A 23301-nucleotide genomic window follows, 5' to 3' on the forward strand; every position below is an offset into this window, starting at 1 on the left:
GAGAATTATTCATCCTCGGCGCGTGGGTGAGAGGAAAGCACCATGACGCTCTAATAGACTAACTAAAAATAGCGCTGCTGTTGTAGGCCGAACAGGATACAAACCAAAACTGGCTGAGTTGTACCACCAACCTTGAACAGTTTGTGGCATATCCCAAAGTTGTAAGTGTGATGTCGCCCCTGTCCCATAAAAGCTTTGATCCCCTGTTCCGAGTAAAGCAGATGTCCAGTGCGTAAAGTAATCGTGGCTGAGACGATAAATAGGAAAATCGCCTGCTAAGGGCACTCCCCAACCATCCAGGCCAAAAAAGGCGGCCACTTTGCCACCGCGTTGCTGCCAACCCCAAGCAGCCCCAATCGCACCGGCCACCCCAGCACTAAAACTGATAAAAATCACCGCAGGCAATTTCTCAGAAGGCATCGAAGTTAGGGAGGCTTCTAAAAACTGGAGAACGTGAAAAGGCGACCACACCGGCCCACAGGTAGAGGGAAAAATAATTACATTGGAAGGTAGGCTGGCTGAGGGGGCCGCTTGAAACACTTGTTTAACAAAGCTGTCTGTGAGTTCAGGGCGGTGTTCCCCCCCACAGATCAGACAAATAACGGCAGAACACATCGGTATGGATGGCAGAAATCAAGGTTATTTTAAACAAGATAACTTTTTAAGTGCATAATTTCCGTACTGCCGGTAACGAATCATTCTTTGGACGCATAGGTTCTAATCTGATGCAAATTTATAATCAAACGATAGAATATTGCTTGAAATGGCCAGGTTTTAAAGTCTTAGACTCTAGCCGGCCAAAGTGGCTGTACAAAGTATAAGTTAAGATGTGATCTGTGCCGCAGTTGAAACCGTTCCGAAGCTCTATATCTGGATTAAACATCCAGCAGGTTCTTCCAATGATGGCGAAGCGCAAACCCTTTAAAGCAGCCAAAACGCATTTTTTTGCGTCTCGGTACTTCAGTGTGAGCATCATTGTCTGCGCCGGCGTTGTCAGCACAGTGATAGCATTTTTGAGTGCTCGTTATTGGCAAACAACAAGACTAAACACTCAACTGCAAAAACAAGTTGACGAAGTGGTAAGATCCCTGCAAAAAAACACCGACAGCAATTTTGAGCCTCTGCTGGCGGTGAATGATTTTTACAGCGCCTCTACAGCAGAAGTTTCTAGGCAAGAATTCAGCGACTTAGCTAAGAGACTTTTATTGCGTCATCCCAGTATTGAACTGTTAGCCTGGACACCACGCATCCCCAACCCTGCTAGACAGGCATTTGAAACTGCCATCCGAAATGAAGGCTATAAGAACTATCAAATTTATGAACAACAGACGCAAGGAACAATGGTGCGCTCCTCGGTACGCTCTGAATATTTTCCGATCAGTTATATTGAACCTTTTAATCAGTATGAATTAGCCTTTGGTTTTGATTTGGGCAGTGAAGAAAAACGACGCTCTACCCTAGAAATAGCCCGTGATCGGGGAACTTTAGCAACGACAGGCCGGCTGGGATTTTCTAACAATAAAGCTGGTTTTTTGCTGGTGATGCCGGTTTATCAAAACAACCAGTCTTTGAATACTTTAGAAGCTCGCCGCACTAATTTAAAAGGCTTTGCGGTAGGGTTATTTCTTTTTCCCAATTTTATTAAAAGCGTTTTGGGAAATGTAGATGCTAAGAATATTAATTTGGTGTTTTATGATGAAACAGTCGGCTCACAAGAGCGGTTTCTGGCTTTTTATGATTCCGAGTCTGGTAAAGTTTTAACAGAAAGCGACCAAGAAATAACTACGAGTTCTTACAGAGAATGGCTCTGTCAAAAAGATACTTGTCTCCGCCAGTTTAAGGTAGGCAATCGGCTGTGGTCGGTAGAGTTTCTCCCCACCGAGCAATACTTTGGGGAAAGTACACTTTGGCTGTCTTGGGTGTTTTTAGTCGGCGGTTTATCCCTCACCGCTTCGTTAGCCGTCTATGCGTTGAGATACGAACAGCACTCTCGGAGAATTGAGCAATTAGTAAAAGAACTCAGCCAAGCTAATTTTGAAATTCGCTCACTCAGTCGCATCAGTGACGCACTGCAAGCTTGTCTGAGTTTAGAAGAAGCTTATTCTGTTATTCCCCGCTTAGTGCAGAAATTATTTCCCCTCCACTCCGGCATTATTTATACAATTTCTGCTTCGGGAAATATCGTAGAAGCTGCGACAACTTGGGGCAATAATTTAGCCAGTCAATTGGTATTTAGTCCTAATGATTGTTGGGGAATTCGCTGTGGCCGGCCACATTTATTTGAAAATACTTACAGCGGTTTAGCCTGCTCTCATTTTACCCAACCTCTAGCCGAAGAATGTTATTGTGTTCCTATGATGGCTCAAGGTGAAACCCTTGGTTTGTTTTATTTGCAAGCACCAGAAAGAGGAAAATTTACCGAAGCAAAACAACAGCTTGCCCTTACGGTGGCTGAACATATTGCTCTAGCTTTGGCTAATTTACGTCTGCGGGAAACCCTGAAAAATCAAAGTATCCGCGATCCTTTGACGGGTTTATTTAATCGTCGTTATTTAGAAGAATCTCTGGAACGGGAATTGCTAAGGGCTGAACGACAAAAGCATTCTGTCGGTGTGATTATGATTGATATTGACCATTTTAAAAAATTAAATGATACCTATGGTCACGAAGCCGGGGATATCGTACTCCAAGAGTTAGCCGTGTTTTTGCAGGGTTCAATTCGCGCTTCGGATATTGCTTGCCGGTATGGCGGAGAAGAATTTACCCTGATTTTGCCAGAAGCGACTATGGAAGTGACTAAACAACGGGCTGAACAATTACGCGAGGGAGCGAAGCATTTGCACGTTCACTACCGCAGACAGCCTATAGGCAGGATTACTTTATCTTTGGGGGTTGCATCTTTTCCCGCTCAGGCTTCTAGCGCCAGCGCGGTTTTGAGAGCCGCTGATGAGGCTTTATACAAAGCAAAAAGTGCTGGACGAGATCGTGTACAAATTGCTTCTTAAAAACGCTTAGAGGCTTGTTTTAAAGATATAATAGGTATCGTAGATTATATCCCTGACAATTTAAATGATTTATTATTAAGAATTTTTTTATATTTTGAGTTGCAGCAAGGGGTGAGTAAAAATTAGTAGCGGGGTTTTGGGTTGCTGCCTTTGAAGATGCAAATAACCTCCCCATTATAGATCGGCTCTGCGTTTATCGTGGCTGGTGAATCTGGTTAATTATGAAGCAACAAAGCGTTTTGAGGGGTTTGGCAATTGTTGGGGGGATGGCAAGGCGCCCGTGGTTTGTTTGGCGTGTACTTCCTTTGGTGGTGGGGGTGGGAGTTTTAAGTGCGTCGGTGGGTTTGGGGCGAGCAATAAAGCTACGCGAAGCTATTCAAATTCAACAGACAACTTCAACTGAAGTGGCGGTGCTGGCAAGCGAACTGCACCAGGAAATGCAGCAGCGAATTTTGGCTCTGGTGCGGCTGGCGCAACGCGGGGAAAAAGCACCGAAGTATTTCCAAGAAAATTGGCAAGCGGATGCACAGCTTTATCTCGAACACTTTGAAGGTTACGATTCGATTTGGCTTGTTGATTCTTCTTTTAAGATTCGCTCTGGGATGCCGGTAAATCGCCCGGAAGCGGCTACAAATTTAAAACATTTGTTGAAACAAAACGGTGCAGAATGTTTGAAGGCTCGGTCGGGAGAGGCTAAAATTTCTCCTACTATGAATAAGGAGGGTAAAGGCCCACAATTCTTTGTTTGCGTTCCAATTATTAAAGCCCAGAATTTAACTGGTTTTGTTGTCGGGGTTTTTAAGGCTAAAGAGGTTTTTAAGGACATTTTACATCCAAAAATTGCCGGCAATTATGCCCAAATTATTTATGAGGGCAACAAAGAGATTTATCGTCAAAATGTACTGGAAAAATCCAAAAATTCTGATTTTATTAAAAGCGCAAGAATTGAATTTGAGGCGCTGGATTGGCGTTTAGAAGTATGGCCGAATCAGAAACTATTAAGTGAACAAAAAAGTCAGCTACCCCTCGTAGTATGGGGAGCCGGCACTTTTCTGAGTTTGATGGCAGGAGGGATGGTTCACTTAGCACAAAAATCGAAATTTCGCGCCTGGGAAGTTGAAGAGATTAATCAACAGTTGCAACACGAAATTTTTCAGAGACATCAAGTAGAAAAGTTTCTGCGCGAACAAGAATCGATGCTAAGAAGTTTTTATGATAGCGCTCCGATGATGATGGGAGTGGTAGAAATAGTTGGGGAAGATATTTTACATATTTCTGATAATGCCACCACAGCCGATTTTTTTGGCACGACAACTGAAGCAATGCACTTGAAATTAGCAAGCGAAATGGGAGTTTCTGAGGAAAATAGACAAAAATGGGTGAGTTACTATCTGGAAAGTGAAAGAAAATCCGCGCCGGTGCGCTTTGAATATTTCCACGATACTGAGGCCGGTCGGCGCTGGCTGTCGGTGACGGTTTGCCCTATTTTTAGAGAAGCGGATAGCCATGCCCAGTTTTCTTATATCGTCGAAGATGTGACAGAGCGAGTCCAAATGGAGGAGGCAATTAAAGCCAGTCAAAGTCGGTTATCGCTGATTTATAACACGGTTTCTGATTTAATTTTTTTGATGAAAGTTGAAGAAAATAATATTTATGAATGCGTTTCCGTCAATAAGGCTTATTTAGAAGCTACTGGATTAAAAGAAGAGGATTTGATAGGCAAAAAAATAGAAGAAATTGCCGGCGAAGGAGCAGTAAATTTTGTTTTAAGTAAATATCAGGAAGCGGTGCGTCAAGCTGTGCCTTTGCAATATGAAGAAACTGCGGATGTGCCAAAAGGATACTTAATTTTTGAAACTACGCTGACTCCCATTTTCAACGAGGCGGGAATTTGCACGCACCTACTGGGAGCAAGTCACGATATCACGCGCCGGAAATTAGTAGAAGAAAAACTTCGTTTCAGTGAAGATCGCTGGCAATTAGCATTACGGGGAAATAATGATGGAATTTGGGATTGGAATATCGAAAACAATGAAACTTTTTTCTCGGTTCGCTGGAAAGAAATGTTGGGTTATGAAGATAAGGAAATTCCAAATCAGTTGGACGAATGGGCAAAACGAGTGCACCCCGAAGACATTGCTCCTGTCAAGAAGTTACTAGAGGAACATTTTGCGAAAAAAACTCCTTTTTATATTTCTGAACACCGAATTTTATGCAAGGATGGTAGTTATAAATGGATTCTTGACCGAGGACAAGCTGTTTGGAATCAACAAGGTAATCCTGTTAGGATGGTTGGCTCTCATACGGATATTACCGACCGCAAACGCACCGAAGAATCTTTGAAACTCAGCGAAGAAAGATATCGCCGGTTGGTGGATCTTTGCCCCGATGGGATTTATGTTGCTCAAAAAGAAATTATTAAATTTGTCAATAGTGCGGCGGTGAATATTTTAGGCTGTGTAAGTGAGAAAGATTTGGTGGGGAAATCTATTTTTAATTTTATTCATCCAGACTATCGCCTCATTGCCCAACAAAGGCTGCATAAACTAGAGGAATTACAGCAAGATACGCCCTTATTATTACAAAAATATCTCCGCTTAGATGGCAAAACAGTTGATGTGGAGGTGGCTGCAACTTCCATTGAAATTAATGGAGAATTAGCGTGTTTGGTGGTGTTAAGGGATATTACCGAGCGTCAGGAGACGATGATGGCTTTGCGCGAAAGTGAACGGTTTATTCAACGTCTTGCTGATTCGACGCCAAATATTTTGTATTTGTATGATATTCAAGAGAACAGGAATCTTTATATTAATCGGGAAGTGCTGGGGAGTTTGGGTTATACTCCCGAAGAAGTTAAACAGATGAATGGGGTGTTTATGGATCACTTGATGCACCCAGAAGATTTGCAAAAACTTCCTGATTATTTTAAACATTTTTTCGCCGCGAGGGAAGGAGAGATTTTTGAGTTTGAATATCGGCTTCAGCATAAAAGTGGTGAATGGCGCCGATTCTTGAGCCGGGATACGGTGTTTACAAAAACAGCCGATGGTAAAGCAAAGGAAATTTTAGGAACGGCTACCGATATTACAGATCGCAAGGAAGTTGAAGAAAAATGGCTGCAACTCAATCACCAGCTTACCAATTGGGTGAATGAATTGGAAGATCGCAACGAGGAAATTACGCTACTTAGTCATACCAGTGATTTACTGCAAGCTTGTTTGACTTTGGAAGAAGCTTTTGCGGTGATTACACAAATGATGCCGGTGTTATTTCCTAATAGTAGCGGCGGGATTTTTAAGATTAGTGAATCGAGAAATTTGGTAGAAGCAAAGACGCTTTGGGGAAACGCTGAAACAACGCATAAAATTTTTGCGCCCCATGATTGTATGGCATTGCGGCGGGGTCAGCCTCATTTGGTGGAAGACCCCCAGAAAAATTTTGTCTGCAAACATTTGGTGCAACCGGCACCGCAGGCAAGTTTTTGTATTCCGATGATGGCTGCCGGTGAAGCAACAGGAGTGTTTTATTTTAGTTATCAAGACAAGGGGCAATTAACAAAAGCAAAACAGCAGCTTGCTGTGACAGTAGCGCGGCAAGTTAGTATGGCGCTGGCGAATTTACAATTACACGAAACTTTGCAAAATCAAAGTATCCGAGATCCCTTGACCGGCTTGTTTAACCGCCGTTACTTAGAAGAATCTTTAGACCGAGAAATTCACCGGGCAATTCGCTCTGGTCAGCCCCTCAGTGTAATTATGCTTGATGTTGATCATTTCAAACAATTTAATGACTCTTTTGGTCACGATGCCGGCGATGCCGTGTTGCGAGAGTTGGGCATATTTTTGCAGTCCTCAATTCGCTCTACCGATATTGCTTGCCGGTATGGGGGGGAAGAATTTACGCTAATTTTCCCAGAGTCTTGTCTGGAGTCTACGCGCGAGCGAGCCGAAGATTTGCGTATAGGTGTAAAAAACCTTCAGGTACAGCACCGGCGTCAGTTCCTAGAGCGCATTTCTTTATCTTTAGGGGTGGCTTGTTTCCCCACTCACGGTACTCATGGCGAGTTGTTGATTCGCTCTGCCGATGCCGCACTTTATCGAGCCAAAAAACAAGGGCGCGATTGTACGGTTACGGCGTCTTGATTGCCTGTTACGGATTCGTGAATTTGTTGGCCAATCAAACAAGGCTAAAACTCTCGCTCAAAAAACTTCGCGCCAGCAGCCTGTGCCTTGGTTGCGAAAAGCGAGTTGCAATTAGCATTTATGATTGTTAGCAAGATAGGTCATGCTGAGCAAGTGGCCCAGCCTAGAAAAACGTTACTCACAGAAAAAACAATGGCTTTAATTTTAATTGTGGATGATGCGCTGATTACACGAACGGTGATCCGCAAAATCGTCCAAGGGCAAGGCTATACAACCTTAGAGGCAGATAACGGTCGAAAAGCGGTAGATATGGCGCTTCTTCACCAACCCGATTGTATTTTGCTCGATTTATTACTGCCCGAACTCAATGGCTGGCAAGTTATTGAGGCGTTGAATGAGAAAGGCTCGAAAATTCCCGTGATCTTTATTACTGCTGACACTCAAGACACTACCCGCGATAAGTGTCTGGGTTTGGGTGCGCTGGCGGTTGTCAATAAGCCTCCAAAACTATCAGAACTTCAGCAGGTTATTCAAAAAGCCCTGGCTTTAAACAAGGAGGCAAACTGATGAATTTAACAGCCTATGAAGTCGATGCTCTCGCAGAAGTGGTTAATATGGGAGTTGGTAGGGCTGCGAGTGTTTTGAATGAAGTTATAAACTCTCACATTTGCTTGCAGATTCCCTATATTACCATTCTCTCTCCGACTGAGGCGGTTGAGGCACTTTCGCAACGGTTGGGAGAAGAGTATCTTTCTGCTGTGCGGCTTGGTTTCACCGGCACCTTAAGCGGCAATGCTCAACTGATTTTTCCGACAGATAGCGCCTCTAAACTTGTTGCGGCTATTATGAATGAAGATTTGGGCAACGATGACCTCGATTCTCTCAAAATAGGAGCAATCACTGAGGTAGGTAATATTTTTATTAGCGGGGTGATGGGGGCAATAAGTAATCTACTCAAACAAGATTTTAATTATTCTTTGCCTGCCTATCTTGAGGGAATTGTGCCACAGCTTTTAAATGAAAAGGGCTATGACTCTCAAGCCACAATTTTGTTAGCTCAAGCTCGTTTTACTGTTGAACAGCTACAAATTGAAGGCGACATTGTTTTAATTTTTAAGGTAGGCTCTTTTGAAGCGTTGCTTTTAGCCATAAAACAGGTGTATGGGGAGGCATGAACGAGGAAATAAACACTGTTAACAATAAGTTAGAAATTCTCGATCAAATACCTGTAGGCGCTTGTGTTCTGCGGGAAGATTTGAGCGTGGTTTTTTGGAATAAATGTTTGGAAGAATGGACGAAAATCAGCAAAAACCAAATTATAGGAAGCAACATTTGTGAGCATTATCCTCACTTGAATTCGCCGAAATATTTGAGCCGGTTGAAACAAGTTTTTGAAGGAGGCCCGCCAACAATTTTTTCGTCTCAGCTTCATAAACACATTATTCCATCTACTTTACCCAATGAAAAATTACGCATTCAGCATACTACCGTAACAGCGATCCGCCGGTTCAACGACAGCGGTTTTTATGCCCTTTTAATCATCGAAGATGTAACGGATCTAACAAACCGCATTCAAGATTATCGCAAAATGCGAGACCGGGCTTTGGCAGAAATTGAGGAACGCAAGCAGGCAGAACAAGATTTATATGAAAAAACAAAAGAACTTGAACAACGCAATTTTGAACTAACTCGCCTAAGTCAAATGAGCGAATTATTACAAGCTTGTTTGACCGTTGAAGAAGCTTATACCGTCGTTGCCAATGCCGCAGAATCTTTGTTTCCCAACTTAAGCGGCGGCCTTTTTCTGCTCAATCAAGAGAAAAAAATAGTGGAAGCTGTAGCAAGTTGGGGCAATCTCTTAATAACCAAAATGGTATTTCCAGCTAATCAATGTTGGGCTGTGCAGCGAGGAAAACCAATGGTTATTTTTAATACTGAACCTTGTGCGGTTTGCAGCCATTTTAACAAAACTTCGGCCCAATATTGCTGCATTCCTTTACTCGCCCAGGGAGAAATTTTAGGAATGTTATATTTGGTTTCCCACGCATCAGGCGTTTTAACCCAAGCTAAACAATTACTCGCTTTAACTGTTACAGAGCATATTTCCTTATCTTTAGCAAACTTAAAACTTCGAGAAACTTTACAAAATCAAAGTATTCGTGATCCCCTGACTGGCTTGTATAACCGGCGTTATATGGAAGAATTTTTAAGCCAAGAACTTCTCCGCGCCTTTCGAGCCAAAAAACCCCTATCCATCATTATGCTCGATGTCGATAATTTCAAAATTTTTAACGATACTTTTGGCCACGAAGCCGGCGATTTAGTCCTGCAAGAATTAGGCATATTTCTGAAAAAAAATATCCGGGGTTCCGATATTGCCTGCCGGTATGGCGGTGAAGAATTAACCTTAATTTTGCCCGATGCGCCTTTGGAAGTGGCGAGGCAGCGAGCAGAACATTTGCGCCAAAGCGTTAAGCATTTGAATGTCAAACAACGCGGTCAATTTTTAGGTTCAATTACCCTTTCTTTAGGTGTCGCCTGTTTTCCAGAACACGGCGCAAATTCTTCTGCTGTCTTGGGTTCAGCCGATGCAGCCCTTTATCGGGCCAAAAAAGAAGGCCGAGATAAAGTTGTTGTTTTTTCTGGAACCAATACCCCAATCCCCCCCCCTGGGATGCTAAAATAAATTCGACAGACACACTTTGCTGGCAACCTTTGAAGCCGGCACTCTGCCAAATACCCCTGGTTGTGTGTCTGGGCGATACACTTACTCGAGGATATTCAAGTGGTTGCAACTCCTGAAAAATTACATACACATTCCCACGCAGAAGCAACCGGCAATGACCGCGTTGCTGTTTTGCTAATGGGCTATGGTGAGGTTGAATCCTACGAAGATTTCGCTAACTATAACGAACAAGCTTTAAATTTGCTGACCGCCAAATTTGCGCCGGTACCAACTTGGATTTATCCCCCTTTGGCGCGGCTTTTGGCAATGTTTGACCGGCACGAATGGGGACATACTCATCACGATTTTATTTCCCCCCATAATGCCATTTTTGAAAAACAACGGGCCGGTATTGAACATCACCTCCAACACCGCTGGGGAAACAAAGTTAAAGTCTTTAAAGCGTTTAACTTTTGCGCTCCGTTTTTGCCCCACCAAGTTTTAGCAGAAATTAAATCCGAAGGCTTTGACAAAATTCTGATTTATCCGCTGTTAGTAGTTGATTCCATTTTCACCAGCGGCATTGCTGTTGAACAAGTTAATAACGCCTTAGCTAAAGCAGAAGGTGAGCAACACTGGGTAAAAGGACAGCGCTATATTCCCTCATTTTATAATGAGCCGGCTTATATCGATTTGTTGGCTCGGATGGTGGAAGAAAAAGTTACGGCTGATTTGGCAGACAAATATCTACCTTCCCAAATTGGCATTGTTTTAATGAATCACGGTTGCCCCCACAAAGCCAAAGGTTATACCTCTGGAATTCTCGAAAGTGAGGCGCTTTATGAACGAGTCCGCGAACGATTAATTAACAAATTCCCTCTGATTTCTGTCGGTTGGTTAAACCATGATACGCCTTTGATTGAATGGACTCAACCCGATGCCAAACAAGCCGCCAACAACTTGATTTATTTGGGTGCAAAAGCGATAGTAATGATGCCTATTGGTTTTGCTACCGAAAATCACGAGACACTCTTGGATGTAGAGCATATTATTGAAGGGCTACAGCGTCGTTATGCCGATGTAACTTATGTGCAAATGCCTTGCGTGAATGAGCGGGATGATTTCTTGGAAATGGCCGCTGAATGGGCACATCCCCAGATAGAGGCGTTGGTTGCTGAACAAGCCCTTGCAGTTAATTTGCAATTGGCGGGCACTCACTCTCACGAAAAGCATTCCCATGATCACGGCCATCAGCATCACGATCATGGTGGACATCACCATCATCATTAAAAATTGACGACATCTAGCACAGCTAGAATCAAAGAGCCCAGAAGGTTTAGGAAAGAATATTCTTCATTCTGCCCTAAACCTTTGGCTTGAATGCCCGCAACTTAACCGACAAACAAAATCAACGCACCGGCACCCCCAAGCGCTGCTCCAACTTCGCCACAACCCGCACATTAAACTCAGCCTCAAAAACATCCTTCTTCAAATCCAAACTCCACAACTCCAACACACAATCATCATTCTCAAAAGCCGGCACCAAAAACAATCTAAACTCTCTAGTATCCGCCTTAAATTCGCATTTAACCGCCTTCACCGCTCCAATTTGCCGGCGATCCAAAGGCACAGCCAACCGCAAAATCGCACTCAATTGACTTACCATCAAACGAGATTGCTTACTCGGCAAAGTCCGAAAATTCTCATGCTTCTTTTTCGGCGGACTTTTGCGATGATACCGCGCAAAATTCGCAATCAAATCAATTTCCCTCTCCGTATAACCCAAAAGTTCACCATTCCGAATCAAATAATACGAATGTTTATGATGCGAAGAATGGCTAACATGAATTCCACAATCATGTAAAATAGCAGCCGCCCAAAGTAACTCTCTTTCTTCAGCACCCCAATTGTGCAAAATCCCCTTTGTTTGATCAAACAAACTCACCGCAAACATTGCAATTCGATCCGCATAATCCAAAAACACCTCATACTTTTGAGCAATCTTTAAAACACTCCGCTGACGCACCGAACTTTGATAACGAAGCCGGTCTTCAATTAACCCATGAGTCAGCATCCAATCAACAATCACACCCTCACGCAAAGACCGCTCACAAACCGTCAGAGAATCCACCCCTAACAGTCCCATAGCCTCCTGCAAAATCAGCGCACCGGCCAAAATAATCTCACTGCGCCGGTCATTCATCCCCGGAATAGCCAACCGTTCCGCATAAGTCATTCTTCGGAGCCGGTTTACCAAATCTCGCAAATCTTTTAACATCAATTGATAGCCGGTCAGCGGACTAGGAACCGCCCCTGTTTTTTCCCGCGCAATAATATTAGCAACCGTCTCAATTGTTCCCGAAGTTCCCACTAAACGCCCTTGTTCACCAACATTCAAAAGAGCCCGCAACTCATCCACCGGCCTCTCCAGAGTCCCCCTGATAAACGCCTGCAAATATTGAAACTCAGAATTACTAATCGGATCTGTTTTAACAAACTCAGAAGTTAAGCGAACCGCACCCACCTTAGAACTATTTAAAAAACGCGGATCTTGACCATCTCCCAAAATTAACTCCGTCGAACCTCCGCCAATATCAATAATAACGTGAGGCTGATTATTAAAAGCCATCCCAGATAGCACACCCAAATAAATCCGCCGCGCCTCTTCTTGACCAGAAATCAAACTAACAGCTAACCCCAACTGCTCCTCAATTTCTACCAAAAAATCACGCCCATTTGGAGCTTCCCGCACCGCCGACGTCGCCACCGCAATAATCTGTTCAACATTCAAACTTTTGGCAATTTCTTGAAACCGGCGCAACGCCGTAATTGCCCGTTTCATCACCGCTTCTTTTAAATCCCCAGTAGCCGCATCCCGATCCCCCAAACGCACCGTTTCCTTTTCCCTAGAAATAATCGTAAAAGCCGGCAACTTTGGTTCAATCCGCACAATGACCATGTGCAGAGAATTCGTCCCCAAATCAATCGCAGCAACAATCCGGTCACGCTTGTCCGAAGAATCAGATATATCCACCAACGCCATTGAATTAACCATTGCACTGTATCAGGGAATACACCCCTTCTAAAACGACAAAATCAGAATATCTTATTAAGACTATTGTGCGATACTATCAGTCACCCTTAAACTTAAAATTTAATAAAATCAAAAATCAAAAATCCCACACATAAAACCCAAAAATGCTCAGAACACAACAACCTCTACAAGAACCCCTACTGCTCACCATTATCCGCCTGCTGAGATGGGACAAACCCGCCGGCCGGCTCATCCTAATGATACCCGCCCTCTGGGCCGTATTTCTGGCCGGTAACGGCACCCCACCGGCCCCCCTCGTTACCGTCATCGTCCTTGGCAGTTTAGCCACCAGCGCCGCCGGCTGCGTCGTCAACGACCTCTGGGATAGAGACATAGACCCCCAAGTAGAACGCACCCGCACCCGTCCCCTCGCCTCCAAAGCCCTCTCACTTCAAATTGGCCTTGCCGTCGCCCTCGTCGCCTTTATCTGTTCAGGTATTCTCGCCCTCTACCTCAACCCCTTTACCTTCTGGCTTTGCGTCGCCGCCCTCCCCTTCATTATTCTCTATCCCCTCGCCAAACGAGTCTTCCCTATCCCCCAACTCGTCCTCTCCCTCGCCTGGGGATTCGCCGTTTTGATAAGCTGGAGTGCCGTCACCGACGACATCCAACCGGCCACCTGGCTCCTCTGGACAGCCACCGTACTCTGGACACTCGGCTTTGACACAGTATATGCCCTCAGCGACCGCGAAGACGACCTCAAAATTGGCATCAACTCCAGCGCTATCTTTTTTGGCGAATACGCACCCGAAGCCATCGCCCTTTTCTTCGCCGGCACCGTCGGAGCCCTCGCCACTCTAGGCGGCATTTTACACCTACAATTCCCCTTCTGGATCACTCTACTTATTTCTTTCATTCTCTGGACTTGGCAATATACTTTCCTCCGTCAAACAAACCTCCCCAAACCTATCTACGGAAAAATATTCGGCCAGAATGTTTGGATCGGTTTTATTTTACTTGTGGGGATGATTTTAGGGATTCTTTTATAACCACCAATCAGTTTTGTAGGGGTCGATTTATTAAAGCCGTCTGTTGGTTGTTTAAATGTCCGTAGGGGCCGGTTTATCATAGATTCCTAGTCCAATAAATCTAAAATAATCCGCCCCTACCACGCCCATTTATTAAAAAAAAAACCGATGCGAAAAATTGTTATTGGTATCATGGGCCCCGGTGCCGGTGCCACCGAAACAAACCTCCAAAACGCTCACCAACTCGGTGAATTAATCGCTCAACAAAATTGGGTTTTACTCACCGGCGGCAGAAATTCTGGGGTCATGGAAGCAGCCAGTCAAGGTGCAAAAAAAGCTAACGGTTTCGTCATTGGTATCCTCCCCACAACCGATCCTAATTCTGTTTCCCCAGCCGTTGATATTGCCATTTTTACCGATATGGGAAACGCCCGCAACAATATTAATATTCTTTCCTCTGATGTCGTCGTTGCTTGCGGTATGGGTGCCGGTACTGCTTCAGAAGTCGGGCTTGCCCTCAAAGCCAATAAAAATGTTATCCTCTTAAATACTGGGGAAGAATCTAAACTTTTTTTTCAATCTCTCTCAAAAGATTATGTTTTTTTGGCCAATTCTCCCCAAGATGTTATCCACCTCATCCACAAAATTATCACAAATGAAAGTTTCTAAAATTTCCCTTTTTCTTGGAGGCGCAGCCCTTGGTTTTTTAACTTTGGGATCTATGGCTGTTTCTGCCGGTTCTCTCAAAATCTCTTTGCCTCAATCTTCTTCCCCACTTCAGCTTGCCCAAGGAGAAACCGGCCCAGCTATTAAAACAACTTCCGGCCCTTCCGAACTTGCTTTAGGTCGTCATCTTAAAAGCCTTAATGCTAAAATGTATGCCGCCTATTGGTGTCCTTATTGTCATGTTCAAAAGGATCTTTTTGGCAAGGAGGCTTTTGCCAGCATTAACTATATTGAATGTGACCCCAAAGGCAGAAATGCTAAGCCTGAAATGTGCCGGCAAGCTAATATTAAAGGCTTTCCTACTTGGGAAATTAACGGCAAGTTTTATCCGGGGATGAAGTCTCTTAAAGAATTATCGACTATATCTAATTACAAAGGAGAGCAAAACTTTAAAAATAAAGTGGAACCTCCAAATCACAGTCGATAGTTTCTACCCATAAAAAGTCGAAGCAGGGCAGATTTTTATTTCTGCCCTAACCGCAAATTAACTAAAGTAATCCTGCACGATTTTAAGGATACGTTCTGCTGCATGACCGTCTCCAAAAGGGTTAACGGCTGTTGCCATTTGTTGATAGGCTTTTTGATTGCCTAAAAGTTCAAAGGCAAAATTAGCTATTGTTTTAGCATCAGTTCCCACTAATTTTGCAGTACCGGCCTCAATTGCTTCTGGTCTTTCTGTAGTTTCTCTTAATACTAAAACAGGTTTACCTAATGCCGGTGCTTCTTCTTGTAATCCGCCGGAATCTGTTAATAATAAATAACATTTTTGCATAGCACCGACTAATTGAGCATAATCTAAAGGTTCCGTTAAAAACACTCGCGGATGATTGCCTAAAATTTGCTGCAAGGGTTCTCTAACAGTCGGGTTTCTATGAAGTGGTAATAATAAGGCAGTGTCGGGAAACTGTTCGAGAATTTGTAGGAAACCCGCCGCTATTTCTTGTAGCGGTTCTCCCCAATTTTCGCGCCTATGAACCGTTGCTAAAAGAACGCGATATTGATTCCAATTTAACCCCGGAATATCACAAATCGGTTGTTGTTTGGCAACCGCAAGTAAGGCATCAATAACAGTGTTGCCGGTTTGGTGAATGGCGCCGGTGACACCAGAACGTTTTAAATTTTCTACAGCTAAAGAAGTGGGGGCAAAATGTAATTGAGTAATTTGAGAAATTAAGCGGCGGTTGGCTTCTTCTGGGTAGGGATTAAATAAATCATCGGTTCGCAAACCGGCCTCAACATGACCCACCGGAATTTGTTGGTAAAATGCTGCTAAACCGGCAGCAAAAGCAGTAGTTGTATCGCCTTGAACAATAACTAAATGGGGCTTATTTTCTTTAAAAACTTCTTCTAAACCTTGTAAACTGCGAGAAGTAATATCCGTGAGAGTTTGCCGGGGTAACATAATTGCCAAATCTCGGTCAGCCGTGAGGTTAAAAAGCTGCATAACCTGGTCTACCATTTCTCGATGTTGGCCGGTTAAAATTACACGAGTTTCAAACAGGGAATTTTGTTTGAATTGTTGGATAACTGGTGCCAGTTTAATTGCTTCTGGTCGAGTTCCCAAAGTAATGCAGACAGAAATTCGAGAATTTTTCATAACAATTGATACTTGATTAATAACGGCTGCCGCTGCCTATCAAATTTTATCATCCCACAAAGTTTAACTGTTGTCAGTATTTTGCAAAGCCAATCCCCCAAAAGTCCTTAACTCTCTCTTTGAAAACCCAAAAAAAGTGATGAGTATGCGGCCAATTAAGTAGAAGCACTTAATTATTTGTAGGATGGGTAGAGCGTAAGCGTAGCGCTATCGCGCACTACGTTACGCGTAGCGTGCCGAAGGCAAAACCCATCAAAGCCTGGAGAGTGTTGGGTTTCGTTCCTCTACCCAACCTACATTACACCCAGAGTTTAATTAAGTTGACTTACTTACTAGCAGTCATTAGTATGACTTGTGATTTTTGGCGGTGGTGTAATAGTGTTTATTTGGGGTTGTGAAAAAATTAAAACGTACATAGCCAGCAACAAGTGTAATATTTATCCGACCAATGCCGACCAGTAAACCTGTGGCTTTCGTCTAGGGGGGTGAACAGATCCGAACTCAGACAGGGGGGAATTATAGCGTTTTTCTGATGGCTGTCGGGCAGAAAAACGCGGTAACTTTATCGGCCATTAAGTTTTTAGAATCTTGTTCTCTAGTTTATACAACAAAAAACCGCTATATGTTACAAACATACAGTAACCCCCTCTTCCGCAAACTAGAGGCTGCTTTCAGCAGCAGTTTTACTGACCGGCGCCAAACAAAAAGTACCTCCGAACTAAAAAATTTATCCGCCATCTATCAAAATATCTCCGAGGATGGGGAATACTGGGAGAAATCGGCAACACCACAGGTAATTAAGTGGGCCGGTGCAATCATTCCTGGTTGGGGTTTTGTTGTTGTTAACTCAAATCAGTTAAGTTCCATCTCACTAGAAGCATTTACCGTCATTCAAAAATAGCCCTCTATGACACAATCTAACCGCCCGCCTGTTCCACCGCCACCCGGACGTCCCCCTATGCCACCGCCACCCGGACGTCCCCCTATGCCACCCCCAGGCATTCCCGTAACAGGAACACCGGCCCAACGGCAAAGCGGACAAACAATAACAATGCCGGCCACCCCACCCCCTCCAACCGCACCACCGGCCCCAGCCCCAGCACCAGCCCCAGCACCGGCCCCAGCCCCAGCCGCCAAAGCGTCCCCACCCCCAGCAGCCTTCCCAGAACTAACACCACCAGGGGTAGCACCAAAATCAGAATACGAGGGTTTAATTAACCCAGCGCTGAAATTCTCTGATGTACCCCCGATCAAAGGCTTAAAAGCACCTGACCCACAACCCCAAGTCAGAGGGCCAGGGCCAAGCCCCGGACAACCACGACTAAGAGATTTGGTATGGACAGCCAACGAATTAGGGGTTTCTGACATTCACGTTGGAGTAAATGAAGCACCGCGTTTCCGCAAACGAGGAGATGTCACACCCACCGAGTGGCCGGTCACGGATCTCGAAACCTTTATGAGTTGGCTGCGGGAAATTTTAACCGATGAGGAAATTCGCCGCTTCCAAGACACCTTAGACTTTGATGCAGTGGCCGATTATGGATTTGTGCGAATTCGGATTAACTTGTTTGATTCCTTGGCCGGCCCCTCAATGGTTTTGCGTTTGATTGGTGCTCAAATCTTGACAATGGAGCAACTCAAACTGCCGCCGGTGTTTAAAGATGTCTGTCATTATCACAAAGGCTTGCTTTTGGTAACAGGGCCAACCGGTTCAGGGAAATCAACGACAATGGCGGCGATGATTGATTACATCAATAAATCGATGGCCAAGCACGTTATCACCATTGAAGACCCGGTGGAATTCGTGCATATTAGCCGCAAATGTTTGATTAAACACCGGGAAGTTGGCCGGCATACCCTCGAATTTAAAAACGCCCTCAAAGGCGCTCTCCGTCAAGACCCTGACTTGATGTTGGTGGGAGAAATCCGCGACCAAGAAACGATGAATATTGCTCTTAAAGCCGCCTCCACTGGTCACTTAGTGGCGGGAACCCTCCACACTAATAGTGCAGTTAAAACCATTGAGCGGATTTTGGGGATGTTCCCGCCTTCCGAACAAGGGCCCCTGCGGGTAGCTATTGCTGAATCGCTGATTTGTATTATTGCTCAAGGGTTGTGTAAAACTACCGACGGCAAACGGGCAGCCTTCCACGACATCTTAATTAATACCGAGGCCATCAAGGAATACATCATTAAAGGCAATATGGATGAAATTGTCGCGGTGATGCTCAAAGCAGAGTTTGATGGCATGACAACGATGAATAAAGAGCTTTATAAACTCTACAGTGAAGGCCGGATTACAGAGGAAACTGCTCTGGAAATGTCGCCAACACCAAACGAAATGGCTCAATTTCTCCGAGGCCGGATTTAAAGGCTGCGTCTTTTTGGCTGTTGGAAACGCGAACATACACAAGTGTGTTCGCTTTTTTGTTTTTTGTGAAAGTCCGGCATGGTGTCAAAATAGATTTATCCTCTTATTTTTGTTGTTTTTTTCGTTGAATTCTGACCGTTTGCCTTTACAAGAGAACCTCGAAACATCTTCTGCGGTGTATAAGGGGATTGCTTTATTTACTCCTGCTGGGGATCTGGTGTATTGCGTTGATCCCAGTAAACAAAGCCGGTGGCATTTACATTTGTGTGCTTTGTTGCAGGAATTGCTGGGATTGCCAGAACCTCCGCATTTTTTGGTGCCGGCCTACACTGCAACGATTGACCGCTGGATTGACCCGTACACCGGCGAACTTAAGGTTTCAGCGGAAGCTTTTGGGCCGGTGATACGCCATCAAGCTTTGCTGAATGCTGTTTTTGGTACCGGCGACTTAAGGTGGGAAATGGCTTATTGTTCGGAAGAGTGCTATAGTCCTCTGGTTTTGGCCACTTACCGCTCTCAGTTTCCCCAACTTTGGGAGGAACATGAATTAGTGATGCGGTTTGATCAAACAAGATGGCATATTAACTCTCATATTCCTGGGGTGCCAGATATGCCCAAATCACCTGATCACAACTCTGATGCTGATAGCGCTTCTTGGCGGGAGGACGCTATAAATCAAGGATATGTCTTGCGCTTGTTTGTTTCGGGTACTTCTGCTGCAACTGAGCGGACGCTGGAACGCTTGCATCATTTACTCGAACAAACGCTTACTGTTCCTTACACTCTCAAGGTTATTGATGTTTTGAAACACCCGGATCAAGCTGAGGAAGATCAGGTTTCTGCTACTCCTACTCTCCTCAAGGTTTGGCCTAAACCTGTCCGCCGTATTGTCGGGGAATTGGATAATGTTGAGGATATTTTACGCATCCTTAGCACTCTTGAATGAGGTTAGGGTTTCTGGGTATTAGGGGTTGTTGGGAATACAGAGATCGGGTGTACACAACCCCGGTATTTCTAGGGTTGTTACTTTCAAGGTGTTGAGATCGATGTGCCGGATGGCGTGGTTGTTGGTGTCTGCTACATATAAATGAGCTCCAATGGCGCTTAAACCGCTGGGTTCAAAAAATCGGGTTTGGGTGCCAACTCCATCGATAAAACCGGCCACTCCATCTCCTAACATGGTTTTGCATAGGCCGGTTCTGTGGTCTATTTTTTTGATTTTGTGGTTATAAGTATCTGCTATCCAGAGATAATTTTGGGCATAGTCTACGCCTAAACAATGCTGTAATAAGACGTCGTTTCCGTGTCCGTCTTTGTCGCCAAAACCAAATAATTCTCCACTACCGCAAATTGTTCTGACAAGGGTGTTTTTCCCTAGTCCGACTCCTCGGATGCTGCTGATTTCGCTATCTGCTATAAAGAGTTCGTTTCCGTCGCTTGTTATGCCGCTGGGTTGGGCAAAGGCGGCTTCGTTTAATTGTCCGTCAACACAATATTCTGCGCCGGTGCCGCTGTAGGTTCCTATTTTGCCGGTTTCTATTTCCATTTGCCATATTTGATGGGGGCCGGCCATTGCTATATATAGGCATTTTTTGTTTAATTCTATGTCCCAAGGTGAGTTTAATTGTATTTCTTTGGTGTTGCCACTGTGGGGTTTTATGTTATGGCTTTGGGTGCCGGTGCCGGCGATGGTTTCTACGGTTTTTGTTTTGAGGTCTATTTTCCTGATGGCATGATTTTCTGTGTCGGCTACATACAAGGCGGAATTTTCTTCGTCATAGGTCATTCCTTGAGGGGCAAAAAATTGGGCTTCTAGGTAATTTCCATCTTTTAATCCGGCTTTTCCTGAACCGATTATATCAAGCAATTCTCCTTTTTTTGTTGTCCAAACAATTCGATTATGTCCTGTATCGGCGATAAATAAGCCTTCGTTTGTTCCTAATACTTTACCGGGAAAGGCTAAGGGTGTGGTCAGCGGTTGCTGGTGTTTTTCTAGGGTTAGTTTAAGTTCTTCTTTTTTGAGGATGTTTTCGTCTTTGTAAGCGGCGATTATTTGGCTAATGATGTCGTCTAAGGCTTCGCGGTTTCCTTCTCCGGCTACACTTCCTAAATAATATCCTTCGGGATCAATTAATACTAAGGTCGGCCATGCTTTGACGACGTATTGTTGCCACACGCTAAAGCCGTTATCTACTAAAACAGGGTGTTCTATGTCGTAGCGTAATATGGCTTGCCGGATGTTTTCTATTTCTTTTTCGTTTTCAAATTTGGCGGAGTGAACTCCGATTACTGTTAGGTTTTCTTTGTATTTTTGTTCGAGATATTTTAGGTCTGGTAAAATATGTAGGCAGTTTATACAGCAATATGTCCAAAAGTCAAGGATAATTATGCGGCCTTTTAGTTCTTTTAGGCTAAGGGGCCGGTCTGTGTTTAACCAAGGGCTGTTTTGCGGGAGTTCGGGGGCTCTAACTCGGTTTTTGATTTCCATGATTTAATAATCTATTTATAGGGGGTTTTTTGGGATGTTTGGGTTTTTGGTTAGGAGGTTTTTTAACCGCAGATTTATAGCAGGCAAGATGCCTGCTCCACAGATTAACGCGGATGGGTTTTCTGTTTGGTGTAATATTAAAGGGTTTTTTAACCGCAGATTAACGCAGATTAACGCGGAGGGGTTTTCTGTTTGGTGGAGGGTTTGGGATTGGGGGTTTAAGGGTGGGAACAACCCACCCTACAGGTTACATTCCCATTATTTCGTAACCGGCATCTACATATAAGATTTGGCCGGTGATGCCGCTGGAAAGATCGCTACATAAAAAGGCGGCGGTATTTCCTACTTCGGTTTGGGTTACTGTTCGCCGCAAAGGTGCTAGTTCTTCGACGTGGTGGATCATGTCTAAAATTCCACCGACTGCGGAAGATGCTAATGTACGAATGGGGCCGGCTGAAATGCCGTTGACTCGGATATTTTGGGGGCCGAGTTCTGAGGCTAAATAACGGACGTTCATTTCTAGTGCTGCTTTGGCAATTCCCATGACATTGTAGTTAGGAATTACTCGGACTCCGCCTAAGTAAGTTAAGGTGACAATACTGCCTCCTTCTGTCATTAACGGTTTGGCTGCACCGGCCAAGGCAATGAGAGAATACGCACTAACATCAAGGGCTAAATTAAACCCAGGGCGCGAAGTTTTGCTAAAATCACCAGAAAGGTCATCTTTGTTGGCAAAAGCAAGACAGTGGATGAGGATATCCAACCGGCCCCACTTGTCGCGGACGGTGTTAAAGGTTTCCTGTACTTGGTTGTCATCTTGGACATTACAGGGAAGAAACAAAGAAGGATTTAGGGGTTCGACGAGTTCGGCAACTTTTTTTTCAGACCGGCCTTTGTCATCCGGTAAGTAGGTAATGCCGATGTTAGCACCGGCCCGGTGCAGTTGTTGGGCAATACCCCAGGCAATTGAGCGGTTATTGGCAATGCCGGTGACGAGGGCGTTTTTTCCAGTTAAATCGAGCATACGCATCCAGGGGAGAAGTCTTGCATAGGGCATAATACGCCCAGAAAGCCACTATACCTGAGATGGGGTCTCGACTCCACTATTGGCTGCTTCCCCACTGATGTCATCTTATCGCTACAATCAATCTCAAGCTTTCTGGTTGTGTGGCTGTGAGTCTCTACTGGAAAGGTTTGGCAAAAATTATGTATCGCATTGTACAAAAAATCCACAAAAGCGTAGCATTATGTTTTCTAAAGTCACAGACTTATCACAATAACGATTGTTATCTGTTGAAGACTTAGGCCAAGACACAAGGGGAATGGATATGGTGATGACGCAAGATAGACCACTAGCAGCAGTATTTCGTCAGATGGGCACCGGTGCATTTCCGCCGGTGGTGGAAACCTACGAACGTGGGAAGACGATTTTCTTTCCGGGTGACCCGGCAGAACGGGTTTATTTTTTGCTCAAAGGCGCTGTGAAGCTTTCGCGGGTGTATGAAGCAGGCGAGGAAATTACGGTGGCTCTGCTGCGGGAAAATAGTGTGTTTGGTGTGCTTTCTTTGATTACTGGTCATCGTTCTGACCGATTTTATCATGCGGTTGCTTTTACGCCGGTGGAATTGCTGTCGGTTCCGATTGAACAGGTCGAAAAAGCTCTTAAAGAAGATCCCGACTTGTCTATGGTGATGTTACGCGGTCTTTCTTCACGGATTTTGCAGACGGAAATGATGATTGAAACGCTTGCTCACCGGGATATGGGTTCGCGTTTGGTGAGTTTTTTGTTAATTTTGTGCCGCGATTTTGGCGTTCCTACTCCTGAAGGAATTACTATTGATTTGAAGCTTTCTCATCAAGCGATTGCGGAAGCGATTGGTTCTACTCGCGTGACGGTGACTCGTTTGTTGGGCGATTTACGCGAAGATAAGATGATTTCTATCCACAAGAAAAAAATTACTGTCCATAACCCTGTGACTTTGAGCCAGCAGTTTACTTGAGGCTTTCTTGGCGGGGGTGGGGATAATCAAAATAGCTAGAATTGAGGGTTAAACCAAGTGCCGGTGTAACTCTTTTTTCTTCTTGGTTGCTTTATTTGTTTGCTTTGTGATAACGATTGCAGGTACAATTAATATGTGTTTGTCTCTGGCTTTCACCCAAAGAGCGTACTTATGCTTTAAGGGCAAAACTTTAGGTGGTGGTATGTAACAATTTTAGATTTCTGGTTGATTAAGTTAAATTTTTT

At 44.4% G+C, this 23301-nt stretch carries 18 protein-coding genes; 13 read left to right on the forward strand and 5 right to left on the reverse strand.

Features of this window, described 5'->3' with window-relative positions; translation table 11 throughout:
• Positions 1-9 precede the first annotated feature (9 nt).
• Entirely contained in the window at positions 10-615 is a 606-nt protein-coding gene (locus NG798_RS16950) for a hypothetical protein (protein ID WP_261224873.1), read from the reverse strand.
• 284 nt (positions 616-899) lie between these two features.
• On the opposite strand from NG798_RS16950, the gene NG798_RS16955 reads away from it, so the two are divergent.
• From NG798_RS16955 to NG798_RS16980, 6 genes are all read left to right on the forward strand, one after another.
• Entirely contained in the window at positions 900-3005 is a 2106-nt protein-coding gene (locus tag NG798_RS16955) for a diguanylate cyclase (protein ID WP_261224874.1), read from the forward strand.
• Between the two features lie 221 nt (positions 3006-3226).
• Positions 3227-7147: a PAS domain S-box protein gene (locus NG798_RS16960; RefSeq protein WP_261224875.1), complete on the forward strand. Its 3921-nt coding sequence runs from the start codon at positions 3227-3229 to the stop codon at positions 7145-7147.
• Positions 7148-7267: 120 nt separating this feature from the next.
• Positions 7268-7714, forward strand: coding sequence for a response regulator (locus NG798_RS16965; protein ID WP_261224876.1), 447 nt, complete (start codon positions 7268-7270; stop codon positions 7712-7714).
• Positions 7714-8322: a chemotaxis protein CheC gene (locus tag NG798_RS16970; RefSeq protein ID WP_261224877.1), complete on the forward strand. Its 609-nt coding sequence runs from the start codon at positions 7714-7716 to the stop codon at positions 8320-8322. Before NG798_RS16965 ends, NG798_RS16970 begins: the two co-directional genes overlap by 1 nt.
• Complete coding sequence (locus NG798_RS16975; RefSeq protein WP_261224878.1) at positions 8319-9833, forward strand: diguanylate cyclase; 1515 nt, start codon at positions 8319-8321, stop codon at positions 9831-9833. Before NG798_RS16970 ends, NG798_RS16975 begins: the two co-directional genes overlap by 4 nt.
• A 99-nt stretch (positions 9834-9932) precedes the next feature.
• Positions 9933-11102: a ferrochelatase gene (locus tag NG798_RS16980; protein WP_261224879.1), complete on the forward strand. Its 1170-nt coding sequence runs from the start codon at positions 9933-9935 to the stop codon at positions 11100-11102.
• Between the two features lie 118 nt (positions 11103-11220).
• On the opposite strand, the gene NG798_RS16985 is transcribed toward NG798_RS16980, so the two are convergent.
• A complete protein-coding gene (locus NG798_RS16985) occupies positions 11221-12867 on the reverse strand; it encodes a Ppx/GppA phosphatase family protein (protein ID WP_261224880.1) in 1647 nt (548 codons plus the stop codon).
• Between the two features lie 143 nt (positions 12868-13010).
• Between NG798_RS16985 and NG798_RS16990 the strand changes: the two genes are divergently transcribed.
• The 3 genes from NG798_RS16990 to NG798_RS17000 all read left to right on the forward strand — a co-directional run bounded on the left by NG798_RS16990 (position 13011) and on the right by NG798_RS17000 (position 15027).
• Positions 13011-13895, forward strand: coding sequence for a 4-hydroxybenzoate solanesyltransferase (locus NG798_RS16990; RefSeq protein WP_261224881.1), 885 nt, complete (start codon positions 13011-13013; stop codon positions 13893-13895).
• A 147-nt stretch (positions 13896-14042) separates the two neighbouring features.
• The gene (locus NG798_RS16995; RefSeq protein ID WP_261224882.1) at positions 14043-14543 is read left to right on the forward strand and encodes a TIGR00725 family protein; all 501 of its coding nucleotides are present in this window, start codon (positions 14043-14045) and stop codon (positions 14541-14543) included.
• Entirely contained in the window at positions 14530-15027 is a 498-nt protein-coding gene (locus tag NG798_RS17000) for a hypothetical protein (protein ID WP_261224883.1), read from the forward strand. The genes NG798_RS16995 and NG798_RS17000 overlap by 14 nt, the downstream gene beginning before the upstream one ends.
• Before the next feature lie 57 nt (positions 15028-15084).
• On the opposite strand, the gene wecB is transcribed toward NG798_RS17000, so the two are convergent.
• Complete coding sequence (gene wecB / locus NG798_RS17005) at positions 15085-16197, reverse strand: non-hydrolyzing UDP-N-acetylglucosamine 2-epimerase (RefSeq protein WP_261224884.1); 1113 nt, start codon at positions 16195-16197, stop codon at positions 15085-15087.
• Positions 16198-16819: 622 nt separating this feature from the next.
• Here wecB and NG798_RS17010 point away from each other — a divergent pair.
• The 3 genes from NG798_RS17010 to NG798_RS17020 all read left to right on the forward strand — a co-directional run bounded on the left by NG798_RS17010 (position 16820) and on the right by NG798_RS17020 (position 19514).
• The gene (locus tag NG798_RS17010) at positions 16820-17098 is read left to right on the forward strand and encodes a hypothetical protein (RefSeq protein WP_261224885.1); all 279 of its coding nucleotides are present in this window, start codon (positions 16820-16822) and stop codon (positions 17096-17098) included.
• A 6-nt stretch (positions 17099-17104) separates the two neighbouring features.
• Positions 17105-18568, forward strand: a complete 1464-nt coding sequence (locus NG798_RS17015) for a type IV pilus twitching motility protein PilT (RefSeq protein WP_317619610.1) — start codon at positions 17105-17107, stop codon at positions 18566-18568.
• 139 nt (positions 18569-18707) lie between these two features.
• Positions 18708-19514 (forward strand): circadian clock KaiB family protein, encoded by an 807-nt coding sequence (locus NG798_RS17020; protein ID WP_261224886.1) that lies wholly within the window; start codon positions 18708-18710, stop codon positions 19512-19514.
• An 18-nt stretch (positions 19515-19532) separates the two neighbouring features.
• On the opposite strand, the gene NG798_RS17025 is transcribed toward NG798_RS17020, so the two are convergent.
• Positions 19533-21056 (reverse strand): thioredoxin-like domain-containing protein, encoded by a 1524-nt coding sequence (locus NG798_RS17025; protein ID WP_261224887.1) that lies wholly within the window; start codon positions 21054-21056, stop codon positions 19533-19535.
• Positions 21057-21303: 247 nt separating this feature from the next.
• The gene (gene fabI, locus NG798_RS17030; RefSeq protein ID WP_261224888.1) at positions 21304-22080 is read right to left on the reverse strand and encodes an enoyl-ACP reductase FabI; all 777 of its coding nucleotides are present in this window, start codon (positions 22078-22080) and stop codon (positions 21304-21306) included.
• A gap of 304 nt (positions 22081-22384) precedes the next feature.
• On the opposite strand from fabI, the gene ntcA reads away from it, so the two are divergent.
• Positions 22385-23056, forward strand: a complete 672-nt coding sequence (gene ntcA / locus NG798_RS17035; RefSeq protein WP_261225038.1) for a global nitrogen regulator NtcA — start codon at positions 22385-22387, stop codon at positions 23054-23056.
• Positions 23057-23301: the final 245 nt, after the last annotated feature.

Origin of the sequence: Ancylothrix sp. D3o, from assembly GCF_025370775.1 — a bacterium.
Taxonomy (GTDB): domain Bacteria; phylum Cyanobacteriota; class Cyanobacteriia; order Cyanobacteriales; family Oscillatoriaceae; genus Ancylothrix.